The following is a 21,047-nucleotide window of genomic DNA, read 5'->3' as shown; positions in this document are numbered from 1 at the left end:
AATGAACTGGGCTTCATTGATAACCGGCGTCCTCATGTCCGTAGCAGGGCGCATACTGACCGCCGTAGGTTTGAGTTTTATTTCAGTAACAGGACTGAATTCTTTGCAGAGTTATTTCATAAACGAAATAAGTCGAAGTATCGGCGGTTTCCCCGACGAAGCTTTGCAAATCCTGTATATAGCGGGATTTGGTGTCATTCTGAACTGGATATTTGGCGCATTCAGCTTCGTCATATCCCTAAAAGGCTTTAAAAAACTGTCTACCATCATTCAGTCGAAATAGGAAGAAAACATGTTATATCTGTTTACAGGCGTACCCGGTTCGGGCAAGACACTTCAAGTAGTTTCCATGCTCGCCAAACGCAAAGATTTTAAAAACCGTCCCCTGTTCATTGACGGCATACCTGATTTAAAAATACCCCACGAAGAAATACCCGAAGGCGAAAGCATTAAAACGTGGCCCAAATGGGCGCCCGACGGTGCAATCATCGTCGTTGACGAATGTCAGCGTATATTTCGCCCCCGTTCCAGTAGTTCCGCCGTTCCCGACTATGTCGCAGAACTGGAAACCCACAGACACAGAGGATTAGACTTCCTGCTTATTACACAGCATCCTCGCCTTATAGACGTACACCTCCGCTCCCTGATTGAACACCATACCCATTTCGGAAAGACCAACCTAGGACTTCGCCGCAAGCTCGAATGGACGACAGGGGGCGCAAAAGAACCCGAAAGCAGGGCGAACATCAAAGAAGCCCTTGTCAGCGTATATAAGCTCGATAAGAGCGTGTACGGACTGTACAAGTCAGCCGAAGAACACACCAAAATCAGAACCAAGCGCAGCAAGGTTCTGTACCTGATACCCGTCGCAATAGCCATGCTTGGCGGAGGTTTGTATTATTTCGCTTCCTTTTGGAAAAATTTGGAAAAACCCATAGAGACAGCGGGACAGACGGCACAGGCACATATTGCCGCGCCAGCGGCAAGCCCCGAAGCGCAGGCGGCAGCCGCTCCCGCGGCGGACGACGGCGCAGCGGGGCGCTACGCAGCCGCAAAGGTGCAAACGCCGTCCGAACCGCCAAAGCCCCATCTGACTGAAGAAGACTATAAGCCCCGTATCGAAGAACGTCCTGAAACCGCCCCGATATACGACGGCATGAACAAAGCCGTAAAAGTCATGCCGTGGCCTGCTGCCTGTATCAAAGCAGAGAACCGCTGCACCTGCTATACCGACCAAGGAACGAAGATTAAAGACATCGGCAAACAAACCTGCCTGAACTATGTAAAAGACGGCTTGCCGTTTAATCCGTACAAAGCTCAAACAGCCGAAAACGCCAAACCGACGCAGACAGCCTACACTCCTGACGCCCCGCAGGTCTTGACAATGGGCGGTCAGATCCCGCAGAATTTGATGTATGACGGATACAATGATAAAGCCCTTACCAATGTGGGCGGGAAAATAAATTAGGGAAACGATGAATGCATTAGAATTTGTTATTTCGTGTTTGGTTGTGTATGCAATAATTCATATTCATAGAAAGCATGGCACGGCTTATTTCAAAATGTTGATTAAAGAATTTGGCATTTTTATTTTTGGTCTTGCTATTATTTTTCTTGTATTATGTGCCGCAGGGGTTTTAATGTTCGCAGCTCAATCGCACACCTAACCACAAGTCAAGGGGAGGGCGTCCAGAAAGATTTGTAAAGACGGCTTTATTGTCTTTATAAATCTTTTTGGATACCCCTTGACGCTAACCCACCCAAAGACGCTGCCCGCAAGGGGTGGGGTGTGTTTTTTACCCCACCCTCTGCCACGTGGCGAACGTCGCCGAAGGCAAAAAGAGTCCAAAGCCCTGAACGGGTAACCAACCCTTTCAGGGGTTCGGATTCATGACCCGAACCGCAGTCCGCGACTTCCAAAGCACGACCAAAGCTACAGCTTGGAAAAAAGATAGAAGCGCGGGCTTTTTGTACATACTCAGTTTGAACACTATACAAGGCTGCGAGCCTGAATAAATAAGGCAAAACAATGTACTACCTAGGGATAGACGTATCAAAGAAAACCATAGATTGCTGTCTGATTTCAGACAGCATTTTTTATGAACGGAGGTTTGACAACACAGAGGACGGATTCGGACGGTTGGACGACTGGATACAGGAGTACACAGCCGAAGCAGTGCATTGCTGTTGCGAATCGACAGGAATCTACCACGAAGCCATAGCCGCCCACCTAAGGCAGAAACACACCGTAAGCATAGTCAATCCAAGCAAGATAAAAGGCTTCAGAGAAGCCGAACAGACACGAACCAAGACCGACAGGCAGGACGCTAGGCTGATAGCCGAATACTGTCGAAGAATGCAGCCGCAAGCATGGCAGCCGCCGACAGAAGAGCAAGAATACCTCCAAGCCATCACAGACTATATAGCTCGCCTTAAGCAGCAGAGAGCCGCAGAGCAGACCAAACACCAAACCGCCCCCGATACTATCCGCCATCACATACAGACCACAATAGACCATCTGAACAGGCTTATAGCAACCGTACAAAACGAACTCAAAGACTTCTACCGCCAAAATCCAATATACAACGAAAAGAAGAACCGCCTGAAAACCATAGACGGTATAGGCGAATCCGCCGCTTCTGCCCTGCTCGCCAAACTCATACGCTACGACTTTGCAAATCAAAACCAATTTGCCGCTTACCTCGGTTTAGACCCAAAAATCAAAGATTCGGGGACAAGCGTCAAAGGAAAGTCCCGAATATCAAAACAGGGGCAAAAGAACGCCCGTAAAGCCCTGTATATGCCCGCCCTCGTCGCTTACCGTATGAACGCCTTTCCAGCCTTTACAGCCCGCCTCAAAGCGAGGGGAAAGCCCCCGAAGCTGATAATAGTCGCCATAATGCGAAAACTGGCCGTCATTGCCTACCAACTGTATAAAACAGGTAAAGATTACGACCGTTCCCGATACCGAAATTAGACAGCGGCATGAAAAAACGCCCCGAAAAATCGGGGCGCAGACCTTGTGTATCTTTAAGATATGTAAATGTTGTTGACGGTGGAATACACTATCTTTTTTATTGCTGGAGAAAAGCTATGGATAAAATGTGTATAAAATTTGAGAAAAAATATAATCTTTTTATTTTTCATAAGGATAGATTAGATAGCCATGTGGATAATCATGTCTGAAATATTGGCGGGAGATGGTTTGTTTTATTGAAAGGTCGTCTGAAAACTTAAAATCAAGATTTCAGACGACCTTTATTGAATAAAAAGGTTGTGGATAAACAATCATCCACAACCTTTTTGTACACCGTCTTATCTCAAGCCGCGGGCAGCTCGTGGAAGGCGGACGGCAAATCTTCGTCGTCGGCGAATTCCACCCATTCGTAAGCGGTTTCATCCGCCAAAACTGCGCGCAATAAAGCGTTGTTGATGGCATGGCCGGATTTGTAGCCTTCGAATGCGCCGATAATCGGGTGTCCGACGATATACAAATCGCCGATGGCATCGAGGATTTTGTGGCGGACGAACTCGTCGGGATAACGCAAACCTTCCGGATTCAAAACGTCCATATCGTCAATCACGATGGCGTTGTTCAAATTGCCGCCCAGCCCGAGATTGTGGGCGCGCATCATTTCTACTTCGTGCATAAAGCCGAAGGTGCGCGCGCGCGCGATTTCGTCGATGTAGGACTTGCCCGCGAAATCGATTTCAAAAGTGGGCGAGCTGCGGTTGAAAACCGGATGGTCGAATTCGATGGTCAGCGTAACTTTAAAGCCGTTATACGGCGTAAAGCGTACCCATTTGCCCGCCTCCTTGACTTCGACAGGTTTGAGGATTTTCAAAAACCGCTTTTGCGCCTTTTGATCGACAACGCCCGCATCTTGCAAAAGATAAATAAACGGCAGGCTGGAGCCGTCCATAATCGGGATTTCGGGCGCGTTTAACTCAATCAGCGCATTGTCGATGCCGTAGGCGGACAGCGCGGACATGATGTGTTCGATCGTGCCGACGCGCACGCCTTTGTCGGTTACGATGGTGGACGACAGGCGCGTATCGTTGATGAGGTAGGGCGTAAGTTTGATGGTTTCGCCCATTTCGCCGTCCAAATCGGTACGGCGGAAGGAAATCCCGCTGTTTTCGGGCGCAGGGTGCAGGGTCAGCGCGACCCGTTCGCCCGAATGCAGCCCGACGCCGGTTACGCTGATGGATTTTGCCAAAGTTCGTTGCAGCATAAACCGCCTCCTTATTCAATAATTGGTTTGATATTTGGATAATACGATAAAAAGGAAAAAATAATCCATTATTTTTAATAGTATTTGCTAATGTAGGTGTTTCAGAACCATAGATTTTTCAGACGACCCTTTGTACCGGTAAGATTATCCACAATATACCGTGTAATCCGAGTGGAAAAATCCGATTTTATCCACAGAAAAATTCAAACGATTACAGATTATCCGACTTTGTTCTCATAAAAAACAAAACTTGAACGCAGCCTTTAAATGAATGCAACAATTTGATTATACAATCAGTAATAAGGTTATCCACAAAGCGGGGATACACTCATCACCATCATCATTTTTTTAAATAATTACATATTAATTTTAAAAACAACCAAAATTTATCCCTAAATATGGGGACAAACCGTACCAATCTGCATTTTCAGACGACCTATTTCACGGTTTTTTTATTTAAATCAAACATTTTAAAAGTAGCATCGTGTAATTCTAGGTAGTAGTTTTATTTCAGGCTACAATAGCCCTTATTGAAATTTATCCCTTTCCCTACTGACAGGAGTATCAAAATGAGCATCAAAGTAGCGATTAACGGTTTCGGCCGCATCGGCCGTCTGGCATTGCGTCAAATTGAAAAAGCCAAAGGCATCGAAGTCGTCGCCGTCAACGACCTGACCCCTGCCGAAATGCTGCTGCACCTTTTCAAATACGACAGCACCCAAGGCCGCTTCCAAGGTACTGCCGAATTGAAAGACGATGCCATCGTGGTGAACGGCAAAGAAATCAAAGTCTTCGCCAATCCGAATCCTGAAGAATTGCCTTGGGGCGAATTGGGCGTAGACGTCGTCCTCGAATGTACTGGCTTCTTTACCAGCAAAACCAAAGCCGAAGCCCACATTCGCGCCGGTGCGCGCAAAGTCGTTATTTCCGCCCCCGGCGGCAATGACGTGAAAACCGTCGTATATGGCGTGAACCAAGACATTTTGGACGGCAGCGAAACCGTCATCTCCGCCGCTTCCTGCACCACCAACTGCCTCGCCCCGATGGCGGCAGTCCTGCAAAAAGAGTTCGGCGTAGTTGAAGGCCTGATGACCACCATCCACGCCTACACCGGCGACCAAAACACCCTTGACGCGCCGCACCGCAAAGGCGATTTGCGCCGCGCCCGTGCCGCCGCGCTCAACATCGTGCCCAACAGCACCGGCGCCGCCAAAGCCATCGGTCTGGTTATCCCCGAATTGAACGGCAAACTCGACGGCTCCGCCCAACGCGTCCCCGTTGCCACCGGCTCGCTGACCGAATTGGTTTCCGTCCTCGAACGCCCCGTGACCAAAGAAGAAATCAACGCCGCGATGAAAGCTGCCGCCAATGAATCTTACGGCTACACCGAAGATCAAATCGTTTCTTCCGACGTTGTCGGCATCGAATACGGCTCGCTTTTTGACGCCACCCAAACCCGCGTGATGACCGTAGGCGACAAACAACTGGTGAAAACCGTCGCCTGGTACGACAACGAAATGTCCTACACCTGCCAACTCGTCCGCACTTTGGAATACTTCGCAGGTAAAATCTAAAAGATTTCGGATTGGGTAAACCAGTCTGTGGATAAGTAAGAGAAAAAGGTCGTCTGAAAATTTTTTCAGACGACCTTGTTTAATGAAATCAATCACTAAATTTAAACAACGCTTATCCCAATAACCGTCGCGCGGTTTCCCTCAATTTGAAACTTGACTTCATAATCCTCTATATTCATGACGTAAATCCGTTCGGGAATATTCTGATAGGCGGGGCGCGGGTCTTGGGCTATGCTTTGGCTGATCAGGTTTTGGGTGCTGGTAGATAAATTTTCCGCACCTATGTTTTCCAACCATACGACTTCAAGCTCTTCGGGTTTGCCGCTGACGAAGCCGGATGAGGCGTCGGGTTTGGATTCGACAAAGGGGATGTAGGGTTTGATGTCGATAATCGGTGTGCCGTCCAGCAGGTCTGCGCCGCTGCAATAGAGGCGGACGGGTTTACCGGTTTCGATGCGTTCGAGTTTTAAGAGCGATAGTCCGAGGTGATTGGGGCGGTGGGGGCTGCGTGTGGCGAATACGCCCATTTTTTGTTTGCCGCCGAGCCGTGGCGGACGCACCATTTGTGCCCAGCCTTCATCCAATACGCCGTGAAAGATAAAACTTATCCACACATAATCGAAGTGTTCCAGTCCGCGTACGCTGTCTGCGGTAAATTCGGGATTCAGCTCGATGCAGACCTCTGCGGCGGGAACCAATCCGGGCTGACGGGCGACGCCGAATTTCTGTTTGTAGGGCGAGCGGGCGGTGGCGATGGGGACGATGGTGTAAGTCATGAGGATTGTGGACAAGTTTTTTGGAAAAACGTTATCTTATCACAGCCGGTTTTACCGCTTTTGGGCAGTAATTTGTTATAATACAGGGCATTTTAATCGCTTTGAAATGATGAGATGATTGTTTCCATTGATGTTGATGCACAAAAAACTTTTACGCCTTTGTGTCCTAAAGAGCTGCCTGTGAACGAGGGGCATTTGATTGTCGAAGAGTTGAATGCCCAAGCCGCTTTGGCGGATTTGCGCGTGATGACGAAAGATGCGCATCATGCGGCAGCAAAATGGCTTGTGGATAACCCTGTTGATATGTTAAAGCCGACAGGTTTGCCCGATGCGGATTTGACTTGGGTGGCTCATGCGATGGTCGGTACGCGCGGCTATGAATTGTTGGACGGACTGCCTTCTGCCAAGGAATACGATTATTGCGTTTGGAAAGGCGTTGATCCTGAATTGCATCCTTACGGCGCGTGTTTTCACGATATCGAGGAAAAACTGAGCACAGGGCTGATTGAATGGCTGCGTTGTCAAAATACGGATACGGTCATTGTCGGCGGGTTGGCTACGGATTATTGTGTGAAAACAACGGTTTTGCAGTTGCTAAAAGGCGGCAATTGGCAGGTTATCGTCAATGAAGCGGCTTGTCGGGGCATTGCGCCGGATACCATCGAAACGGCATGGCAGGAAATGCGTTCTGCCGGTGCAATTATCTTAAAAAACGCTGAAGAAATTAAAAAATATATTAATAATCAATAAGTTAAAATTGTTTCACGTGAAACACACTTCTTAAATATGAAAATTTTGCTTGTCCGCTTGTCCAGTATGGGCGATTTAATTCACACTTTGCCCGCAATCGAAGATTTGGCGCGACAATGCCCTGATGTGGAACTCCATTGGTTGTGTGAAGCCGGATTTGCGGATATTGCGCGCCTGCATCCGTTCGTAAAAAAAATCCATGTGATGAAATGGCGGCAATGGCGCAAACATCTTTTTCAAGCAGAAACTTGGCAGGAAATAGGTCGTCTGAAACAGGCCTTGCGGCAGGAAGCATTTGATTTTGTATTGGACAGTCAAGGTCTGATTAAAAGCGCGTGTTTCGCCAAAATGGCAAAATCCCCTATTTATGGTTTAGATAAAAACAGCGCGCGTGAGGGGTTGGCTGCGTTGGCGTATGCGAAAACATACGCCGTACCGAAAGGGAAAAATGCCGTTTGGCGCAACCGTGAGCTGTTCGCTCAAGTATTTGGATATGCAATACCGGAAACGCAGGTATTCGGTTTGACCGTTCCTGAAGCAGGTCGTCTGAAAAGTTTAGAGCAGCCGTATTATGCGGCTTTGCATGCGACCAGCCGGGACAGTAAGTTATGGCCTGTGGAAAACTGGCGGGCGTTGCTGCAAAAACTGAATGAAGAACAACAATGCAATGTTTACCTGCCGTGGGGAAATGAAACTGAAAAAACGCGTGCCGGACAAATTGCAGACGGACTGCCATTTGCCATTGTGTGCGATAAAATGAATTTATTGCAGGCGGCGTATCTGCTGAAACACGCGGTCGGAATTATCGGTGTGGATACCGGTTTGCTGCATTTGGCAAATGCTTTGGAAAAACCTGTGGTCGGTATTTATACCGATACTGATCCGATTAAAACAGGCGTTCAAGTTTCGGCTGTTGCAAAAAATTTGGGCAATATCGGGCAGATTCCGACTGCGGATTTGGTTTATCAAACGTTGATGGATTGTGTGGCTGCTGATGAAGGCTCAAAGGTCGTCTGAAACTGATATAGCGGCATGACATTTTCCAGTTTGTTGAGTACAGGAATGTATATCCTTCAGCCTGAGTAAATGCTTTAAAAATGGTATAATCGGCAATCATTATCTGAAAGATTTCTGAATGAATTCGTTTTTAAGGAAAACGGATTTGATTTTATAGAGAAGAAGGTTTGGTTTTGCTGGATGGTGAAAGCAACGTTCTTTTTAGGAGAATTCAATGAAAGCACTGGTCGCAGTAAAGCGCGTAGTGGACTACAACGTCAAAGTTCGTGTAAAAGCCGATGGTTCGGATGTGGATATCGGCAATGTCAAAATGTCGATGAATCCGTTTGACGAAATCGCTGTGGAAGAAGCCGTCCGTTTGAAAGAAGCCGGAAAAGTAAGCGAAATCGTAGCGGTTTCTTTGGGCGAGAAAAAATGCGAAGAAACGTTGCGTACAGCTTTGGCGATGGGTGCCGACCGTGCAATTCATGTTGAAACCGATGCGAAATTGGAGCCGCTGGCAGTTGCCAAGTTGCTGAAAGCCGTTGCGGACAAAGAAAATCCGCAGATTTTCTTTTTGGGCAAACAAGCGATTGATGATGATGCCAACCAAGTGGCGCAAATGCTGGCTGCTTTGCTGAATGCGGCGCAAGGTACGTTTGCGTCCAAAGTACAAATTGAAGGCGACGAAGTGCAGATTGTGCGCGAAATCGATGGCGGCGAAGAAACCATCGCATTGAAACTGCCTGCTGTTATCAGTGCGGATTTGCGTTTGAACGAGCCGCGCTTTGTCAAACTTCCCAATATCATGGCGGCAAAGAAAAAACCTTTGGAAAAACTGGCTCCTGCCGATTTGGTTGCCGATATTTCACCTCGTCTGAAAACGGTGAAATTCGCAGAGCCTAAAGCGCGTCAGGCAGGCGTAAAAGTAGCAAGCGTTGCCGAATTGGTTGAAAAATTGAAAAACGAAGCCAAAGTGATTTGAGGAGACTGAAATGAGTGTATTGATTATTGCTGAACACGACAACAAACAGTTAAATCCTGCCACTTTGCATGCCGTTACCGCTGCTGCCAAACTGGGTAAAGTCGATTTATTGGTTGCCGGAAACGGCGCATCGGCCGTAGTGGAATCCGCGAAACAAGTAGCGGGTGTGGAAAAAGTTTTGGTTGCGGATGCTGCCCATTATGCCGAAGGTTTGGCTGAAGAACTGGCTCCGCTGGTTGTCAAATTGGCAGCGGATTACCGCTATGTTGCAGCAACGGCAACCACATTCGGTAAAAACCTTCTGCCCCGCGTAGCCGCATTATTAGATGTGCCGCAAATTTCTGATTTGACCGAGGTTGTGGATAACACGACTTTTGTGCGCCCGATTTATGCAGGGAATGCATTTGAAACCGTGCAAGCCGATTCAGAGAAATTGGTGCTGACCTTCCGTGCGACGGCTTTTGATGCAGCACCGGCGCAAGGTGGTCATGCTGAGGCGGTTAATGTTGAAGCGACCCCTGCTCAAAACCTGAGCCGTTTTGTGAATCGTCAGCTCTCCCATTCCGATCGTCCTGAGCTGACTCAGGCAAAAGTCATTGTCTCCGGTGGCCGTGCGTTGGGTAGTGCGGAAAAATTCAATGAAGTGCTGACACCGTTGGCAGATGTTTTAGGTGCGGCAATTGGTGCATCCCGTGCAGCAGTTGATGCCGAATATGCGCCAAATGACGTGCAAGTCGGACAAACCGGTAAAGTGGTTGCGCCTCAGCTCTATTTTGCGATCGGTATTTCAGGTGCGATTCAACATGTTGCCGGTATGCAGGACAGCAAAGTCATTGTCGCAATCAACAAAGATGCTGATGCGCCGATTTTCAATGTGGCCGATTACGGATTGGTTGGCGATTTATTTGAAATCGTCCCGCAATTAACAGAAGCATTGAAAAATTGATGTTTCACGTGAAACGTTCAGACGACCTTGTTGTTAATGAGGTCGTCTGAAAACATTTCAGCATGATTACGACTTATAAAACCATTACTTCCCCGACACAGGCTGAGTTTAAAGATAAAGGCAGCCGTTTTATTGCATTTGCCTATCCGATTCGGACGTTGGCTGATGTGAAAAAATATCTCGATCCGTTAAAGGAAGAACACCATAAGGCGCGGCATTGGTGCTATGCCTATCGTCTGGGTGTGGATGGTACGCAATTCCGTGCCAACGATGATGGAGAACCGTCAGGAAGTGCGGGTCGGCCGATTTTAGGGCAGATTGATTCGGTGGGCGTAACCGATGTTTTGGTCGTGGTCGTCCGCTATTTCGGCGGTACTTTATTGGGTGTTCCCGGCCTGATACATGCGTATAAAGAGGCAACGGCCCAAGCGTTAGCAGTTGCGGAAGTGGTTGAAAAGAATATTGAAAAAACCGTTTGGCTGAAATGTGAATATCCGTTTTTGAACGAAGCGATACGCATCGCTAAACAATATCAGGCAGATATATTGGAGCAGGATTTACAGTTGGATTGCCAATTGACGGTCAGTTTGTCGTTGGCAAATTATGAGGCCTGTGTTTCGGCTTGGAAGAATACTCGGCAGATTGAAGTAAATACGGAAAAGCCTTTTGAATGAAAAGGTCGCCTGAAATGCTTTGGATGGTATTTCAGACGACCTCTTCTCTCATAAATCTTCTTGTGTATATTTGTCTAAGGCATCGACGCTGGAGCGCAAATATAGCCAGGCCAATTGATGGAATTCGCCCAGCGCGTTCCATAATGCATCTTCACTCATAATGCTGTATTCGCCTTCCGTACTCAAATCCAGTTCTGCCCCGTCCTCAATGGCCTGATGGCACGCCTGATACTCGTGGGTATAAAAATTGTCTATATCGCGAATCAAAGCGACGGCATGTTTCCAACGCCGGATGTCTTCTTCCAATTGCGGTAGTAGATGACACCATTCGCGGTATTTGCTTTGGATTTCATCAATACGTTTTTGCATGGTTGCTTGTCCTTTTTTAATTTCGTGGATAAGTCAAATAGGTTGCAGAGTGGAATGAAGCAGTCTTTTGTTTGATTCCACTAAAATTTCTTCAAACGGGACAAAAGTCCCCTTGTGTCGAGTTTTCGTTAAAAGTACATATTTGTCAAGGAGATGGCATGAAACTGCTGGTTATCGGTAATGGCGGTCGCGAACACGCGCTGGCTTGGAAATTGGCGCAGTCGCCCAAAGTGGAAACAGTATTTGTTGCGCCCGGTAATGCCGGTACGGCGATTGAACCCAAGTTGCAAAACATCGCCTTGACTGCGCATCAGGATTTGATTGAATTCTGCCGTAAAGAAAATATTGCTTTTACCGTCGTCGGACCTGAAGCGCCCTTGGCGGCGGGTATTGTGGATGATTTCCGTGCCGCAGGGCTGAAAATATTTGGCCCGACACAATATGCGGCGCAGCTGGAAAGTTCTAAAGATTTTGCCAAAGCATTTATGGCAAAATACAACATTCCAACCGCGCAATATCAAACCTTTGAAAATGCCGATGCTGCACACGATTACGTCTATCAGAAAGGTGCGCCCATCGTCATCAAAGCCGATGGTTTGGCGGCAGGTAAAGGCGTGATTGTGGCGATGACTTTGGATGAAGCGCATGCTGCGATTGACGATATGCTGCTGGGCAACAAAATGGGTAATGCGGGCGCGCGTGTTGTAATTGAAGATTTCCTGCAGGGCGAAGAAGCGAGCTTTATCGTCATGGTTGATGGCAATCATGTATTGCCTATGGCGACCAGCCAAGACCACAAGCGTCTTTTAGACGGTGACAAAGGCCTGAATACGGGCGGTATGGGCGCGTACAGTCCCGCACCTGTGGTAACGCCTGTCGTGTACGAGCGCGCGATGAACGAGATTATTTTGCCGACCGTGGCGGGTATGAAAGCGGAAGGGCATGAGTTTACCGGTTTCCTGTATGCAGGTTTGATGATTGATCAAAGCGGTGCACCCTATACGATTGAGTTTAACTGCCGTTTTGGCGATCCCGAAACCCAGCCGATTATGAGTCGTCTGAACAGCGACTTGTCGGATTTGGTTGAAGCGGCAATAGACGGCAAACTCGATAGCGTAACCGCGGAATGGAACCCGCAAACTGCCGTAGGCGTGGTGCTGGCGGCGCAAAATTACCCCGAAACGCCTAAAAAAGGCGATGTTATTTCCGGTCTGGATGCTGCCAACCAAATCGGCAAAGTTTTCCATGCAGGCACAACGGCAAACGAGAAAGGCGACATATTGACCAATGGAGGCCGCGTATTGTGTGTCGTAGGATTGGGCGACGATGTAGCTCAAGCCAAAGCCAAGGCGTATAGCGCATTGGAAAAAATCAGCTTCGACGGCATGCAATACCGCAAAGACATTGCCGACAAAGCAATCAACCGTTAATCAAAGAAACAAGTCGTCTGAAAACATGATTGCGTTTCAGACGACCTTCCCTATCATGCTATTCCCCAGAATCCTTTCAGCTTCGACGCTTCGCAAGCTGCAATCCCATCTTAAAAAAGGCGGCTTGGTCGCCTATCCTACCGAGTCCTGCTACGGCATAGGCTGTATCCCGACCTTGCCTAAAGCGCTCAACCGACTGATTCATCTGAAAAAAAGACCGCAACATAAAGGCATGATTGTCATTGGCAACCAATTAGAGCAATTACAGCCCCTACTCCAGAGGTCGTCTGAAAACATTCAAACCATGCTCAGAAACGAATGGCCTGCGCCCAAAACCTTTCTGCTTCCTGCGGCTGCTGACGTTTTGCCCGCATTGCGCGGAAAAGGACGCAGCAAACTGGCGGTCAGGGTTCCTGCCCATGCAGGTGCGCTCCGCTTGTGTCAGGCTTTGAAAACGCCTTTGGTCTCAACTTCGTGCAACCGCGCAGGCAAACGCGCGTGTAAGACGGAGCGGGAAGTGAGAAGGCAGTTTGGAAGGAATGTATGGGTAGTCGGCGGTTTAATCGGCAAACAAAGGTCGCCGAGTCAGATTATTGATGGGGAAACAGGTGTCCGTTTGCGTTAGAAATCGGATGGGTGGGATGATTAGGAATTGTGGTTTGAACCGATAAACCGCTTATTTGAGAAAATGTGGATAATCCTGAATATAACTTTCCCAAAAAAACCAAAAAGGTCGTCTGAATCCCCATATTCATGGTTTTCAGACGACCTTTTGATTTGATTATCTTGTGGATAAGTATGTAGATAAGTTGAGTATTAGAGCTTGCTGCCGCATACGGCTTCGAATTGTTTTTCGGTAATCGTACCGTTCATCACGCTCATCGGGCGGATATTCGTCGCGGTGTAGCTGTGTTTGGAAATTTCTTTGCCGTGTTCGTCGAGGAGCTGTAAAGCGGTCAGGCGGTAGGTTTTGTTGGTGCAATGGATTTCCCAGTCGCCGATGGCGGTTTTGTAGGCAGGCGTGTTGACGAAGCGTTCTTCTTTCATCTTTGATACGGTTTTTCTATCGCGGAAAGTGACCAAAGTACCGTTTTTCTTGATGCTGTTTTTATCAATCGCCACCTTGATATTGCCGTCGGAAATCGTGCCGATGTTGTCCCAGTTGCCGCTGACGCCGCCGCTTGTGGTCGTAGTCGTTTGACAGGCACTCAGGAGCAGGGCTGCCGATAAAATCGAAATAAGGGAAAAGTGTTTGATGTTCATAAGTTTCGGTTGCTTAGGATAAATTATTAGACTGCCGTATTATGCGCGAAGACGGCGGGGCAGTAAATCGGCTTTGCAAAGTCTTAAAACCGCCAAAAAATGAAAAGGTCGTCTGAAAACAGATTTTCTAGTCGATTGACTTGGAACCGGTATGCCGCCGCTTTGCCGGAGATTAAAGAGAACGGTAACGCATTGGGTAAACCAGTTTCCCACATCCGTATTGTCGGCGGTTCCGCCATCTTGTCTCAATCACAAATCAATCCACGATACCCAACCAAGCATAATTCGTTTTCAGACGACCTCATGTGGATAACTCAAATATCCCCCATGCAGGCAGTGTCTAAAACCGCTAAAATAACGCTTTTCCCTCCCTACGGAACCATCATGCCCCAGCCTTCCGCCCAACAGATTTTGCACGAAGTATTCGGCTATCCCGAATTTCGCGGCAAGCAGGAGGCTGTCGTCAATACATTGGCAGGCGGCGGAAGCCTGTTGGTATTGATGCCGACGGGCGGGGGCAAGTCGTTGTGTTACCAAATTCCCGCACTGATGCGCGAAGGTGTCGCCATCGTCGTTTCGCCGCTGATCGCCCTGATGAACGACCAAGTGGCGAGCCTGCACGCCGCAGGCATAGAAGCGGCAGCGGTCAACAGCAGCACAACAGTGGAAGAAGCCCGCGAAGTGGCGGACAAACTCGCCCAAGGTCGTCTGAAACTGCTCTACGTTGCACCGGAGCGGCTCGTTACCGACCGTTTCCTGCGTTTTCTCGATCAGCAAACCATCAGCCTTTTCGCCATAGACGAAGCGCATTGCGTCAGCCAATGGGGGCACGATTTCCGCCCCGAATACCAGCAATTAGGGCTGCTTGCCGAACGCTATCCGCAAGTGCCGCGCATTGCCCTGACCGCGACTGCCGATGCCGCGACCCGCGCCGACATCAAACATTTCCTCCATCTCGAAGACGCGCCCGAATTCATCTCCAGCTTTGACCGCCCGAATATCTATTATCAGGTTATCGAAAAAAACAACGGCAAAAAGCAGCTTCTCGACTTCATCCGTAAAGAAATGGAAGGGCAAAGCGGCATCGTCTATTGCCTCAGCCGCAAAAAAGTCGAAGACATCGCCCAATTCCTCTGTGAAAACGGATTGGACGCGATTCCCTACCATGCCGGCTTGAGCATGGAAGTGCGCGAAGCAAACCAACGCCGTTTTACCCGCGAAGACAACATTATCGTCGTCGCCACCGTTGCCTTCGGTATGGGCATAGACAAACCGGACGTGCGCTTCGTTGCCCATCTCGATATGCCCCAAAGCGTCGAACATTTCTACCAAGAATCCGGCCGCGCCGGGCGGGACGGGTTGCCTGCCGTGAGTTGGCTGTGTTACGGGCTGAACGACTGGGTATTGCTGCGCGAACGTATCGCCGAAGGCAACAGCGACGAAGTGCAGAAACAAATCGAAATGCAAAAGCTCGATGCCATGCTTTCCGTCTGCGAAACTGCCGCCTGCCGCCGCGTCCTCCTGCTCAAACATTTCGGCGAAGAATCCGCTCCTTGCGGCCATTGCGACAACTGCCTGCATCCGCCTGTACGCTTCGACGGCACCGTCCTCGTACAAAAGCTCCTCAGTTGCGTATATCGCGCCGGACAACGCTTTGCCGCCGGCTATATCACCAACCTTCTGCGCGGTAAAAGCGACGACTGGATACAGCGCAACGGCCACGACAAACTCTCTACCTTCGGCATCGGCAGCGGGCAAACCGACAAAGAATGGCGCAGCGTCATCCGCCAGTGCATCAGCCTCGGCTACCTCACCGTCAACGTCGCCCAATATCAGGCATTGCAACTGACTGAAGCCGCAAAAAAAGTCCTCAAAGGCGAAACCGAAGTCATGTTGCGCCCGCTGCGCCGCGAAAAAGCTGCCACGCAAAAGCCCAAAGACAACTGGCTGCGTACCGAACGCGAAGAACGCCTATGGCAGGCATTGCGGCATTGGCGGCAGCAGCGCGCCCATGCCGAAGAAGTCCCTGCTTACGTCGTCTGCGGCGACAAAACCCTGCGCGACATCGTCGAAAAAATGCCGCAAACACTTGAAGATTTGCACCAAATCTACGGTTTGGGTGAGGCGAAAATCAACAAATTCGGCATCGACATCCTCAATGTCTGCGGGAACGCAGCCGAAAACCAAAGCGGACAAACGGGCAACGAAGAACCTCTATTCACCCCCCAAACCGAGCGCGAACAGCAATTACAGCAAAAGCTGGAAACTTGGCGTGCCGAGCAGGCAGCCGCCAAACAATGCGCCTTGGGCAAAGTCCTTTCCAACATCAGCCTGACCGACCTCGTCGTCTTCACGCCCGCCGAAGAAGCCGACCTGCTCGGCATCTACGGCATCGGCAGCGAAAGAATTGCCCAATACGGGCAGGCAATACTCGACATCTGCCGCCCCTACGCAGACGGGCTTTCCGAGCCGAAACAGGCAGAACGCCAGCTCGCCCGCCGCCTGTTCCAATGGTGTCTCGATACCGCCCGCTATGAAGGCGGAGAGATGCATGCCGTCGCCAAAAAACAGACTTTACGCGCCATCGCCAAAGCCCGGCCGCAAACTCTGACGGAGCTTTCCAAAATAGAGGGCGTGAGCGGGGAATGGTTGGAAAAATACGGCGAAGAAATCATAGAAATCTGCACGGCGGATTAACAATCAAAAAGGTCGTCTGAAAACCCTGTATAAAGGTTTTCAAACGACCTTCTGAATATTAATATCATTATAAAACAATAACAAACAAAATTTTTTCAATTCGCTTGTAAGCATTTTCAGACTGCCGCGTCTAATCGGGCATGAAATGATTTTATGAAACGGTTATCATGAAAATGAATACGACAGCCCCGTGGCAATCGGCTTTAGGTTTATTGGCTTTGCGCCTGTTTGCCGCTTACGAATTTTGGGAATCAGGTATGCAGAAATGGAGCGGCGAAAACTGGTTTGCCGAAATCAATGACCAATTCCCCTTTCCGTTCAATTTGCTGCCCGACAGCGTGAATTGGAACTTGGCGATGTGGGCGGAGCTGGTTTTTCCGGTTTTGCTGCTTTTAGGATTGGCAACCCGCCTGTCCGCCTTAGGGTTGATCATTGTAACGGCAGTGGCGTGGGCAGCAGTCCATGCCGGTGCGGGTTATAATGTCTGCGACAACGGCTATAAAATGGCTTTGATTTATATCGTGGTTTTAATCCCGATTCTGCTGCAAGGCGCGGGCTGTTTATCGCTGGATGCGCTGTTGAAAAAACGCTTCTGCCCGAAATGCCGCGTCGGAAATCAATGAAAAAGGTCGGGGAGCGGACTTTAAACGCGCCAACTCAAATTCTTAATCTGTTTAACTTGATACTTTAAAAAGGAAATCAATATGAAAAAAAATGTAGCCGCTGCCCTTGCTGGTGCTTTGTCTTTGTCTTTGGCTGCCGGCGTTGTTGCCGCTGACAAACCGGTAAGCAGCAAAGCAGGCGTTCAAAAATCTGCCCAAGGCTCTTGCGGTGCGGCTAAAGCTGCTGAAGGTTCATGTGGCGCTGCTCCTAAAGCAGGCGAAGGCAAATGTGGTGAGGGTAAATGCGGTTCAACCGTGAAAAAAGCCTCCGTTAAAAACGCCAAAGCAGCAAAAGCCAAAGCAGTTGAAGGCAAATGCGGCGAAGGTAAATGCGGTTCTAAATAATTTAGAACAAAAAGCCGCATTTTATTGATAAATGCGGCTTTTTATATGATTTTAACAGCAATTTCGTACCAAAACCGTCGGAACACCATCCAAAACGGAGCAACATCATGATTCAACACGCAGGCTTAGGCTACCGCCGCGACTTGGCGGAAGACTTCCTCTCGCTTTCAGACGACAGCCCGATACGCTTTATCGAAGCCGCACCCGAAAACTGGCTGAAAATGGGCGGCAGGGCGCGCAAACAGTTTGACCGCGTGGCGGAACGGCTGCCATTGGCGTTGCACGGATTATCCATGTCGCTGGGTGGACAAGCCCCGCTGGATACCGCCTTGATAGACGGAATCAAAGAAATGATGCGCCGCTACGATTGCACGTTTTTCTCCGACCATTTGAGCTACTGCCACGACGGCGGTCATCTCTACGACCTGTTGCCGCTGCCCTTCACCGAAGAAATGGTGCGGCATACCGCGCGGCGTATCCGCGAAGTGCAAGACCGGTTGGGCTGCCGCATCGCCGTGGAAAATACCTCCTACTACCTGCATTCCCCGCTTGCCGAAATGAACGAAGTCGAGTTCCTCAACGCCGTTGCACGCGAAGCCGACTGTGGCATTCATCTCGATGTGAACAATATCTACGTCAACGCCGTCAACCACGGCCTGTTGTCGCCCGAAGCCTTTTTGGAAAACGTTGACGCAGAGCGCGTGTGTTACATCCACATCGCCGGACACGACGTCGAAATGCCCGAGCTGTTGATTGATACCCACGGCGCCGCAGTTTTACCGACCGTTTGGGACTTGCTCGAACTCGCCTACACCAAGCTGCCGACCATCCCGCCCACCCTGTTGGAACGCGATTTCAATTTCCCGCCTTTTGCCGAACTCGAAGCCGAAGTCGCCAAAATCGCCGAATATCAAACGCGCGCCGGAAAGGAATACCGCCGTGCAGCCTGAAACCTCCGCCCAATATCAACAACGCTTTGCCCAAGCCATACGCGAGGGCGAAGCCGCCGCCGGCTTGCCGCAAGAGCGCCTGAACGTCTATATCCGCCTGATACGCAACAATATTCATAGCTTCATCGACCGCTGTTATACCGAAACGCTGCAATATCTCGACAGCGGAGAATGGGGTCGTCTGAAAGAAGGCTTCATCCGAGATGCGCGCGCCCAAACCCCCTATTTCCAAGAAATTGCCGGCGAATTCCTCCAATACTGCCAAAGCCTGCCGCTTTCAGACGACCTCTTGGCACTGATGGACTTCGAACATACCCAACTGCTCGCTGAAGTCGCCCAAACCGACAGCCAAGCCTCACTCGCCGATTCAGATGATTTGGAATACACCCTTTCTCCCGCTGCCTTTGTGCGCCGCTACCACTACGACGTTACCGACGAATTGCAGACGGTCGAAACCGCCGTTTTGGTGTGGCGCGATAAGGAAGACGACGTGATGTACCAAACCCTCGACAATTTCGACGCATTATTGCTGGAAACGCTGGCAGACACGCCCACCTCCCTGAACGGCCTGCAAACCATGCTGGCAGAGTTCATGTCGTCTGAAAGCGGCTGGCAGGACGCATTAAGGCAAAAATGGATGGATTGGCTGGAACAAGGTATTTTGGTTGCCACATAAGCCGATGGTAATCAAGATTCGCATTTTAAGAGCAATGTATTAGCAGGCTGCCGTATTTACTAGGACAGCTTCAAAAAGAAAAAGGTCGTCTGAAAACTTTTCAGACGACCTTCTTGTTTACTGTTTTACCATGCGGCGGTATCAATCGAGCAACGCGTCCACAAAAGCGCGCGCGTCAAACGGGCGCAAATCGTCTATGCCTTCGCCCACGCCGATATAGCGGACGGGGACGGGGCGGTCGGAGGCAAGCGCGGCAAGGATGCCGCCTTTTGCCGTACCGTCGAGTTTGGTCACAATTAGCCCCGTCAGCCCCAGCGCATCGTCAAAGGCTTTGACTTGGTTGACAGCGTTTTGCCCGATGTTGGCATCGAGGACGACGATGATTTCGTGCGGCGCGTCGGGCATCGCTTTTTGCAGCACGCGCTTCACTTTTTTGATTTCTTCCATCAAATGAAGCTGCGTGGGCAGACGGCCGGCGGTGTCGGCAAGCACGATGTCGATGCCGCGCGCTTTGGCGGCTTGGACGGCATCGAAGCAGACGGCGGCGGAATCGCCCGTGGTTTGCGAAATGACGGTAACGTTGTTGCGTTCGCCCCATGCCTGAAGCTGCTCGCGGGCGGCGGCGCGGAAGGTGTCGCCTGCGGCAAGCAGCACGGATTTGCCCTGAGCTTGGAAATATTTGGCGAGTTTGCCGATGGAAGTGGTTTTACCCGCGCCGTTGATGCCCGCCAACATGATGACGAACGGCTCTTTCGTGTCGGGCAAGACCAGCGGTTTTTCCAACGGCTTAATCAAGTCGTACAAAGCTTCTTTCAATGCGCCGCGCAACTCGTTGCCGTCTTTCAGCCCCTTGAGGCTGACGCGGTTGCGCACGTCTTTCATCAGGTATTCCGTCGCTTCCATGCCCATGTCGCTGGTAATCAGCACGGTTTCCAGCTCTTCGTACAAATCTTCGTCGATTTGCCCGCCGCCGAACACGCCCGCCAGCGATTTCGCCATTTTGTCGCGCGATTTGGTTAAACCCTGTTTCAAACGCGCCGCCCAGCCGAGTTTGGGTTCGGTTTCGGACGGTTCAGAGGTTTCAGACGACGTTGCGACGGCTGTATTTTCAAAGGCTGCTACGGAATGTTCTTCGGATGTTTCTGGCGCGGCTTCGGCTTGGATTTCTAAAGTTTCGACAGTTTCTGCGGTTTCAGACGACCCTTCGCTGACCGCTTCATGGACGTGTTCTACCGCTGCGGAAACATTTTCGGCAACGGTTTCGCTGACCGCTTCCACGCGTTCTTCCACTTTTTCGACCGTTTCAGACGACGTTTCGCCGACTGCCTCGCGGACGTGTTCGACCGTTTCGGAAACATGTTCAACCACAGTCTCGCAGATTTCTTCGGTGCGCTCTTTGGCACTTTCTACCGCCGTTTCGACTGCCTCCGTCAGCTCTTCCGTTTTTTCGCCGATATTTTCCTGAACCGTTTCAAGCGTTTGCGAAACGGTGGTTTCGGCGTGTTCTACGGCTTCGGCGGCGGTTTCCTGAATGCGGGTTTCTTCTTGAGCGGGCGTTTCCTGTTTTTTCTTGCGGCGGAAGAAGCTGAACATTGAATTTTCCTTTTAATTTTAGAAGCTTGAAATAGGGCGTATTGTAGCGTATTTTACGCGGCAAGGTCGTCTGAAAATCCAGGCTGTAAGGTTTTGGCATCTTCAACGTCTAATCATACAAACCAT

24 protein-coding genes and 1 pseudogene are annotated in these 21,047 nt (G+C 49.8%); 18 read left to right on the top strand and 7 right to left on the bottom strand.

From position 1 onward, the window contains the following. Position 1 precedes the first annotated feature (1 nt). From NM96_11355 to NM96_11345, 3 genes are read left to right on the top strand one after another with little or no spacing between them, the layout of a single operon-like run. Positions 2–283, top strand: coding sequence for a hypothetical protein (locus tag NM96_11355; GenBank protein AVR79840.1), 282 nt, complete (start codon positions 2–4; stop codon positions 281–283). 9 nt (positions 284–292) lie between these two features. Continuing rightward, positions 293–1,468, top strand: a complete 1,176-nt coding sequence (locus NM96_11350; protein AVR79839.1) for a zonular occludens toxin family protein — start codon at positions 293–295, stop codon at positions 1,466–1,468. Positions 1,469–1,475: 7 nt separating this feature from the next. Beyond that, a complete protein-coding gene (locus NM96_11345; GenBank protein AVR79838.1) occupies positions 1,476–1,667 on the top strand; it encodes a hypothetical protein in 192 nt (63 codons plus the stop codon). On the opposite strand, the gene NM96_11340 is transcribed toward NM96_11345, so the two are convergent. Then, positions 1,664–1,849: a hypothetical protein gene (locus NM96_11340; protein AVR79837.1), complete on the bottom strand. Its 186-nt coding sequence runs from the start codon at positions 1,847–1,849 to the stop codon at positions 1,664–1,666. The genes NM96_11345 and NM96_11340 overlap by 4 nt on opposite strands. A 180-nt stretch (positions 1,850–2,029) precedes the next feature. Between NM96_11340 and NM96_11335 the strand changes: the two genes are divergently transcribed. Both NM96_11335 and NM96_11330 read left to right on the top strand, forming a co-directional pair. Then, entirely contained in the window at positions 2,030–2,977 is a 948-nt protein-coding gene (locus NM96_11335; protein ID AVR79836.1) for an IS110 family transposase, read from the top strand. A gap of 8 nt (positions 2,978–2,985) precedes the next feature. Beyond that, a complete protein-coding gene (locus NM96_11330; GenBank protein ID AVR79835.1) occupies positions 2,986–3,186 on the top strand; it encodes a hypothetical protein in 201 nt (66 codons plus the stop codon). Positions 3,187–3,320: 134 nt separating this feature from the next. Here NM96_11330 and NM96_11325 read toward each other — a convergent pair whose 3' ends face one another. After that, positions 3,321–4,235, bottom strand: a complete 915-nt coding sequence (locus NM96_11325; GenBank protein ID AVR79834.1) for a UDP-3-O-[3-hydroxymyristoyl] N-acetylglucosamine deacetylase — start codon at positions 4,233–4,235, stop codon at positions 3,321–3,323. A 569-nt stretch (positions 4,236–4,804) separates the two neighbouring features. Between NM96_11325 and gap the strand changes: the two genes are divergently transcribed. Next, on the top strand, positions 4,805–5,809 hold the full coding sequence (gene gap / locus NM96_11320; GenBank protein AVR79833.1) for a type I glyceraldehyde-3-phosphate dehydrogenase: 1,005 nt from the start codon (positions 4,805–4,807) through the stop codon (positions 5,807–5,809). Positions 5,810–5,910: 101 nt separating this feature from the next. Here gap and tsaA read toward each other — a convergent pair whose 3' ends face one another. After that, the gene (gene tsaA / locus NM96_11315; protein AVR79832.1) at positions 5,911–6,585 is read right to left on the bottom strand and encodes a tRNA (N6-threonylcarbamoyladenosine(37)-N6)-methyltransferase TrmO; all 675 of its coding nucleotides are present in this window, start codon (positions 6,583–6,585) and stop codon (positions 5,911–5,913) included. Between the two features lie 114 nt (positions 6,586–6,699). Here tsaA and NM96_11310 point away from each other — a divergent pair, with 114 nt between their 5' ends. The 5 genes from NM96_11310 (at position 6,700) to NM96_11290 (ending at position 10,936) form a co-directional block, all read left to right on the top strand. Continuing rightward, positions 6,700–7,335 (top strand): nicotinamidase, encoded by a 636-nt coding sequence (locus NM96_11310; protein AVR79831.1) that lies wholly within the window; start codon positions 6,700–6,702, stop codon positions 7,333–7,335. A 36-nt stretch (positions 7,336–7,371) separates the two neighbouring features. Then, positions 7,372–8,352: a lipopolysaccharide heptosyltransferase I gene (gene waaC, locus NM96_11305; protein AVR79830.1), complete on the top strand. Its 981-nt coding sequence runs from the start codon at positions 7,372–7,374 to the stop codon at positions 8,350–8,352. A 214-nt stretch (positions 8,353–8,566) separates the two neighbouring features. Next, positions 8,567–9,316 (top strand): electron transfer flavoprotein subunit beta/FixA family protein, encoded by a 750-nt coding sequence (locus NM96_11300; GenBank protein ID AVR79829.1) that lies wholly within the window; start codon positions 8,567–8,569, stop codon positions 9,314–9,316. A gap of 10 nt (positions 9,317–9,326) precedes the next feature. Then, entirely contained in the window at positions 9,327–10,262 is a 936-nt protein-coding gene (locus NM96_11295; protein ID AVR79828.1) for an electron transfer flavoprotein subunit alpha, read from the top strand. A gap of 62 nt (positions 10,263–10,324) precedes the next feature. Next, positions 10,325–10,936: a YigZ family protein gene (locus tag NM96_11290; GenBank protein AVR79827.1), complete on the top strand. Its 612-nt coding sequence runs from the start codon at positions 10,325–10,327 to the stop codon at positions 10,934–10,936. Between the two features lie 48 nt (positions 10,937–10,984). Here NM96_11290 and NM96_11285 read toward each other — a convergent pair whose 3' ends face one another. Beyond that, a complete protein-coding gene (locus NM96_11285) occupies positions 10,985–11,305 on the bottom strand; it encodes a DUF4298 domain-containing protein (GenBank protein ID AVR79826.1) in 321 nt (106 codons plus the stop codon). A 158-nt stretch (positions 11,306–11,463) separates the two neighbouring features. Between NM96_11285 and NM96_11280 the strand changes: the two genes are divergently transcribed. Both NM96_11280 and NM96_11275 read left to right on the top strand, forming a co-directional pair. Next, positions 11,464–12,735: a phosphoribosylamine--glycine ligase gene (locus NM96_11280; protein AVR79825.1), complete on the top strand. Its 1,272-nt coding sequence runs from the start codon at positions 11,464–11,466 to the stop codon at positions 12,733–12,735. Positions 12,736–12,790: 55 nt separating this feature from the next. Continuing rightward, entirely contained in the window at positions 12,791–13,360 is a 570-nt protein-coding gene (locus NM96_11275) for a tRNA threonylcarbamoyladenosine biosynthesis protein RimN (GenBank protein AVR80334.1), read from the top strand. Positions 13,361–13,551: 191 nt separating this feature from the next. On the opposite strand, the gene NM96_11270 is transcribed toward NM96_11275, so the two are convergent. Further along, positions 13,552–13,998 carry a hypothetical protein gene (locus tag NM96_11270; GenBank protein AVR79824.1) on the bottom strand — a complete coding sequence of 149 codons (447 nt, stop codon included), beginning with the start codon at positions 13,996–13,998 and terminating at the stop codon, positions 13,552–13,554. Between the two features lie 384 nt (positions 13,999–14,382). On the opposite strand from NM96_11270, the gene recQ reads away from it, so the two are divergent. From recQ to NM96_11245, 5 genes are all read left to right on the top strand, one after another. Further along, on the top strand, positions 14,383–16,695 hold the full coding sequence (gene recQ, locus NM96_11265) for a DNA helicase RecQ (GenBank protein AVR79823.1): 2,313 nt from the start codon (positions 14,383–14,385) through the stop codon (positions 16,693–16,695). A 167-nt stretch (positions 16,696–16,862) separates the two neighbouring features. After that, positions 16,863–17,318 carry a DoxX family protein gene (locus tag NM96_11260; protein ID AVR79822.1) on the top strand — a complete coding sequence of 152 codons (456 nt, stop codon included), beginning with the start codon at positions 16,863–16,865 and terminating at the stop codon, positions 17,316–17,318. Positions 17,319–17,399: 81 nt separating this feature from the next. Then, positions 17,400–17,702, top strand: a complete 303-nt coding sequence (locus NM96_11255; GenBank protein ID AVR79821.1) for a hypothetical protein — start codon at positions 17,400–17,402, stop codon at positions 17,700–17,702. A gap of 107 nt (positions 17,703–17,809) precedes the next feature. Further along, positions 17,810–18,652 (top strand): hypothetical protein, encoded by an 843-nt coding sequence (locus tag NM96_11250; GenBank protein ID AVR79820.1) that lies wholly within the window; start codon positions 17,810–17,812, stop codon positions 18,650–18,652. Beyond that, positions 18,642–19,328, top strand: a complete 687-nt coding sequence (locus tag NM96_11245; protein ID AVR79819.1) for a DUF2063 domain-containing protein — start codon at positions 18,642–18,644, stop codon at positions 19,326–19,328. Before NM96_11250 ends, NM96_11245 begins: the two co-directional genes overlap by 11 nt. Before the next feature lie 141 nt (positions 19,329–19,469). Here the strand turns inward: NM96_11245 and NM96_11240 are convergent, their stop codons facing one another. Both NM96_11240 and NM96_11235 read right to left on the bottom strand, forming a co-directional pair. Next, complete coding sequence (locus NM96_11240) at positions 19,470–20,921, bottom strand: signal recognition particle-docking protein FtsY (GenBank protein ID AVR79818.1); 1,452 nt, start codon at positions 20,919–20,921, stop codon at positions 19,470–19,472. Next, positions 20,836–21,021 (bottom strand): annotated as a pseudogene (locus NM96_11235) (hypothetical protein). The gene NM96_11240 and the pseudogene NM96_11235 overlap by 86 nt, the downstream one beginning before the upstream one ends. Positions 21,022–21,047: the final 26 nt, after the last annotated feature.

It is taken from the genome of Neisseria mucosa (genome assembly GCA_003028315.1).
GTDB classification, from domain to species: domain Bacteria; phylum Pseudomonadota; class Gammaproteobacteria; order Burkholderiales; family Neisseriaceae; genus Neisseria; species Neisseria mucosa.
The sequence above is the reverse complement of the archived record's forward strand: the minus strand, read 5'-3'. Positions and strand labels throughout refer to the sequence as shown.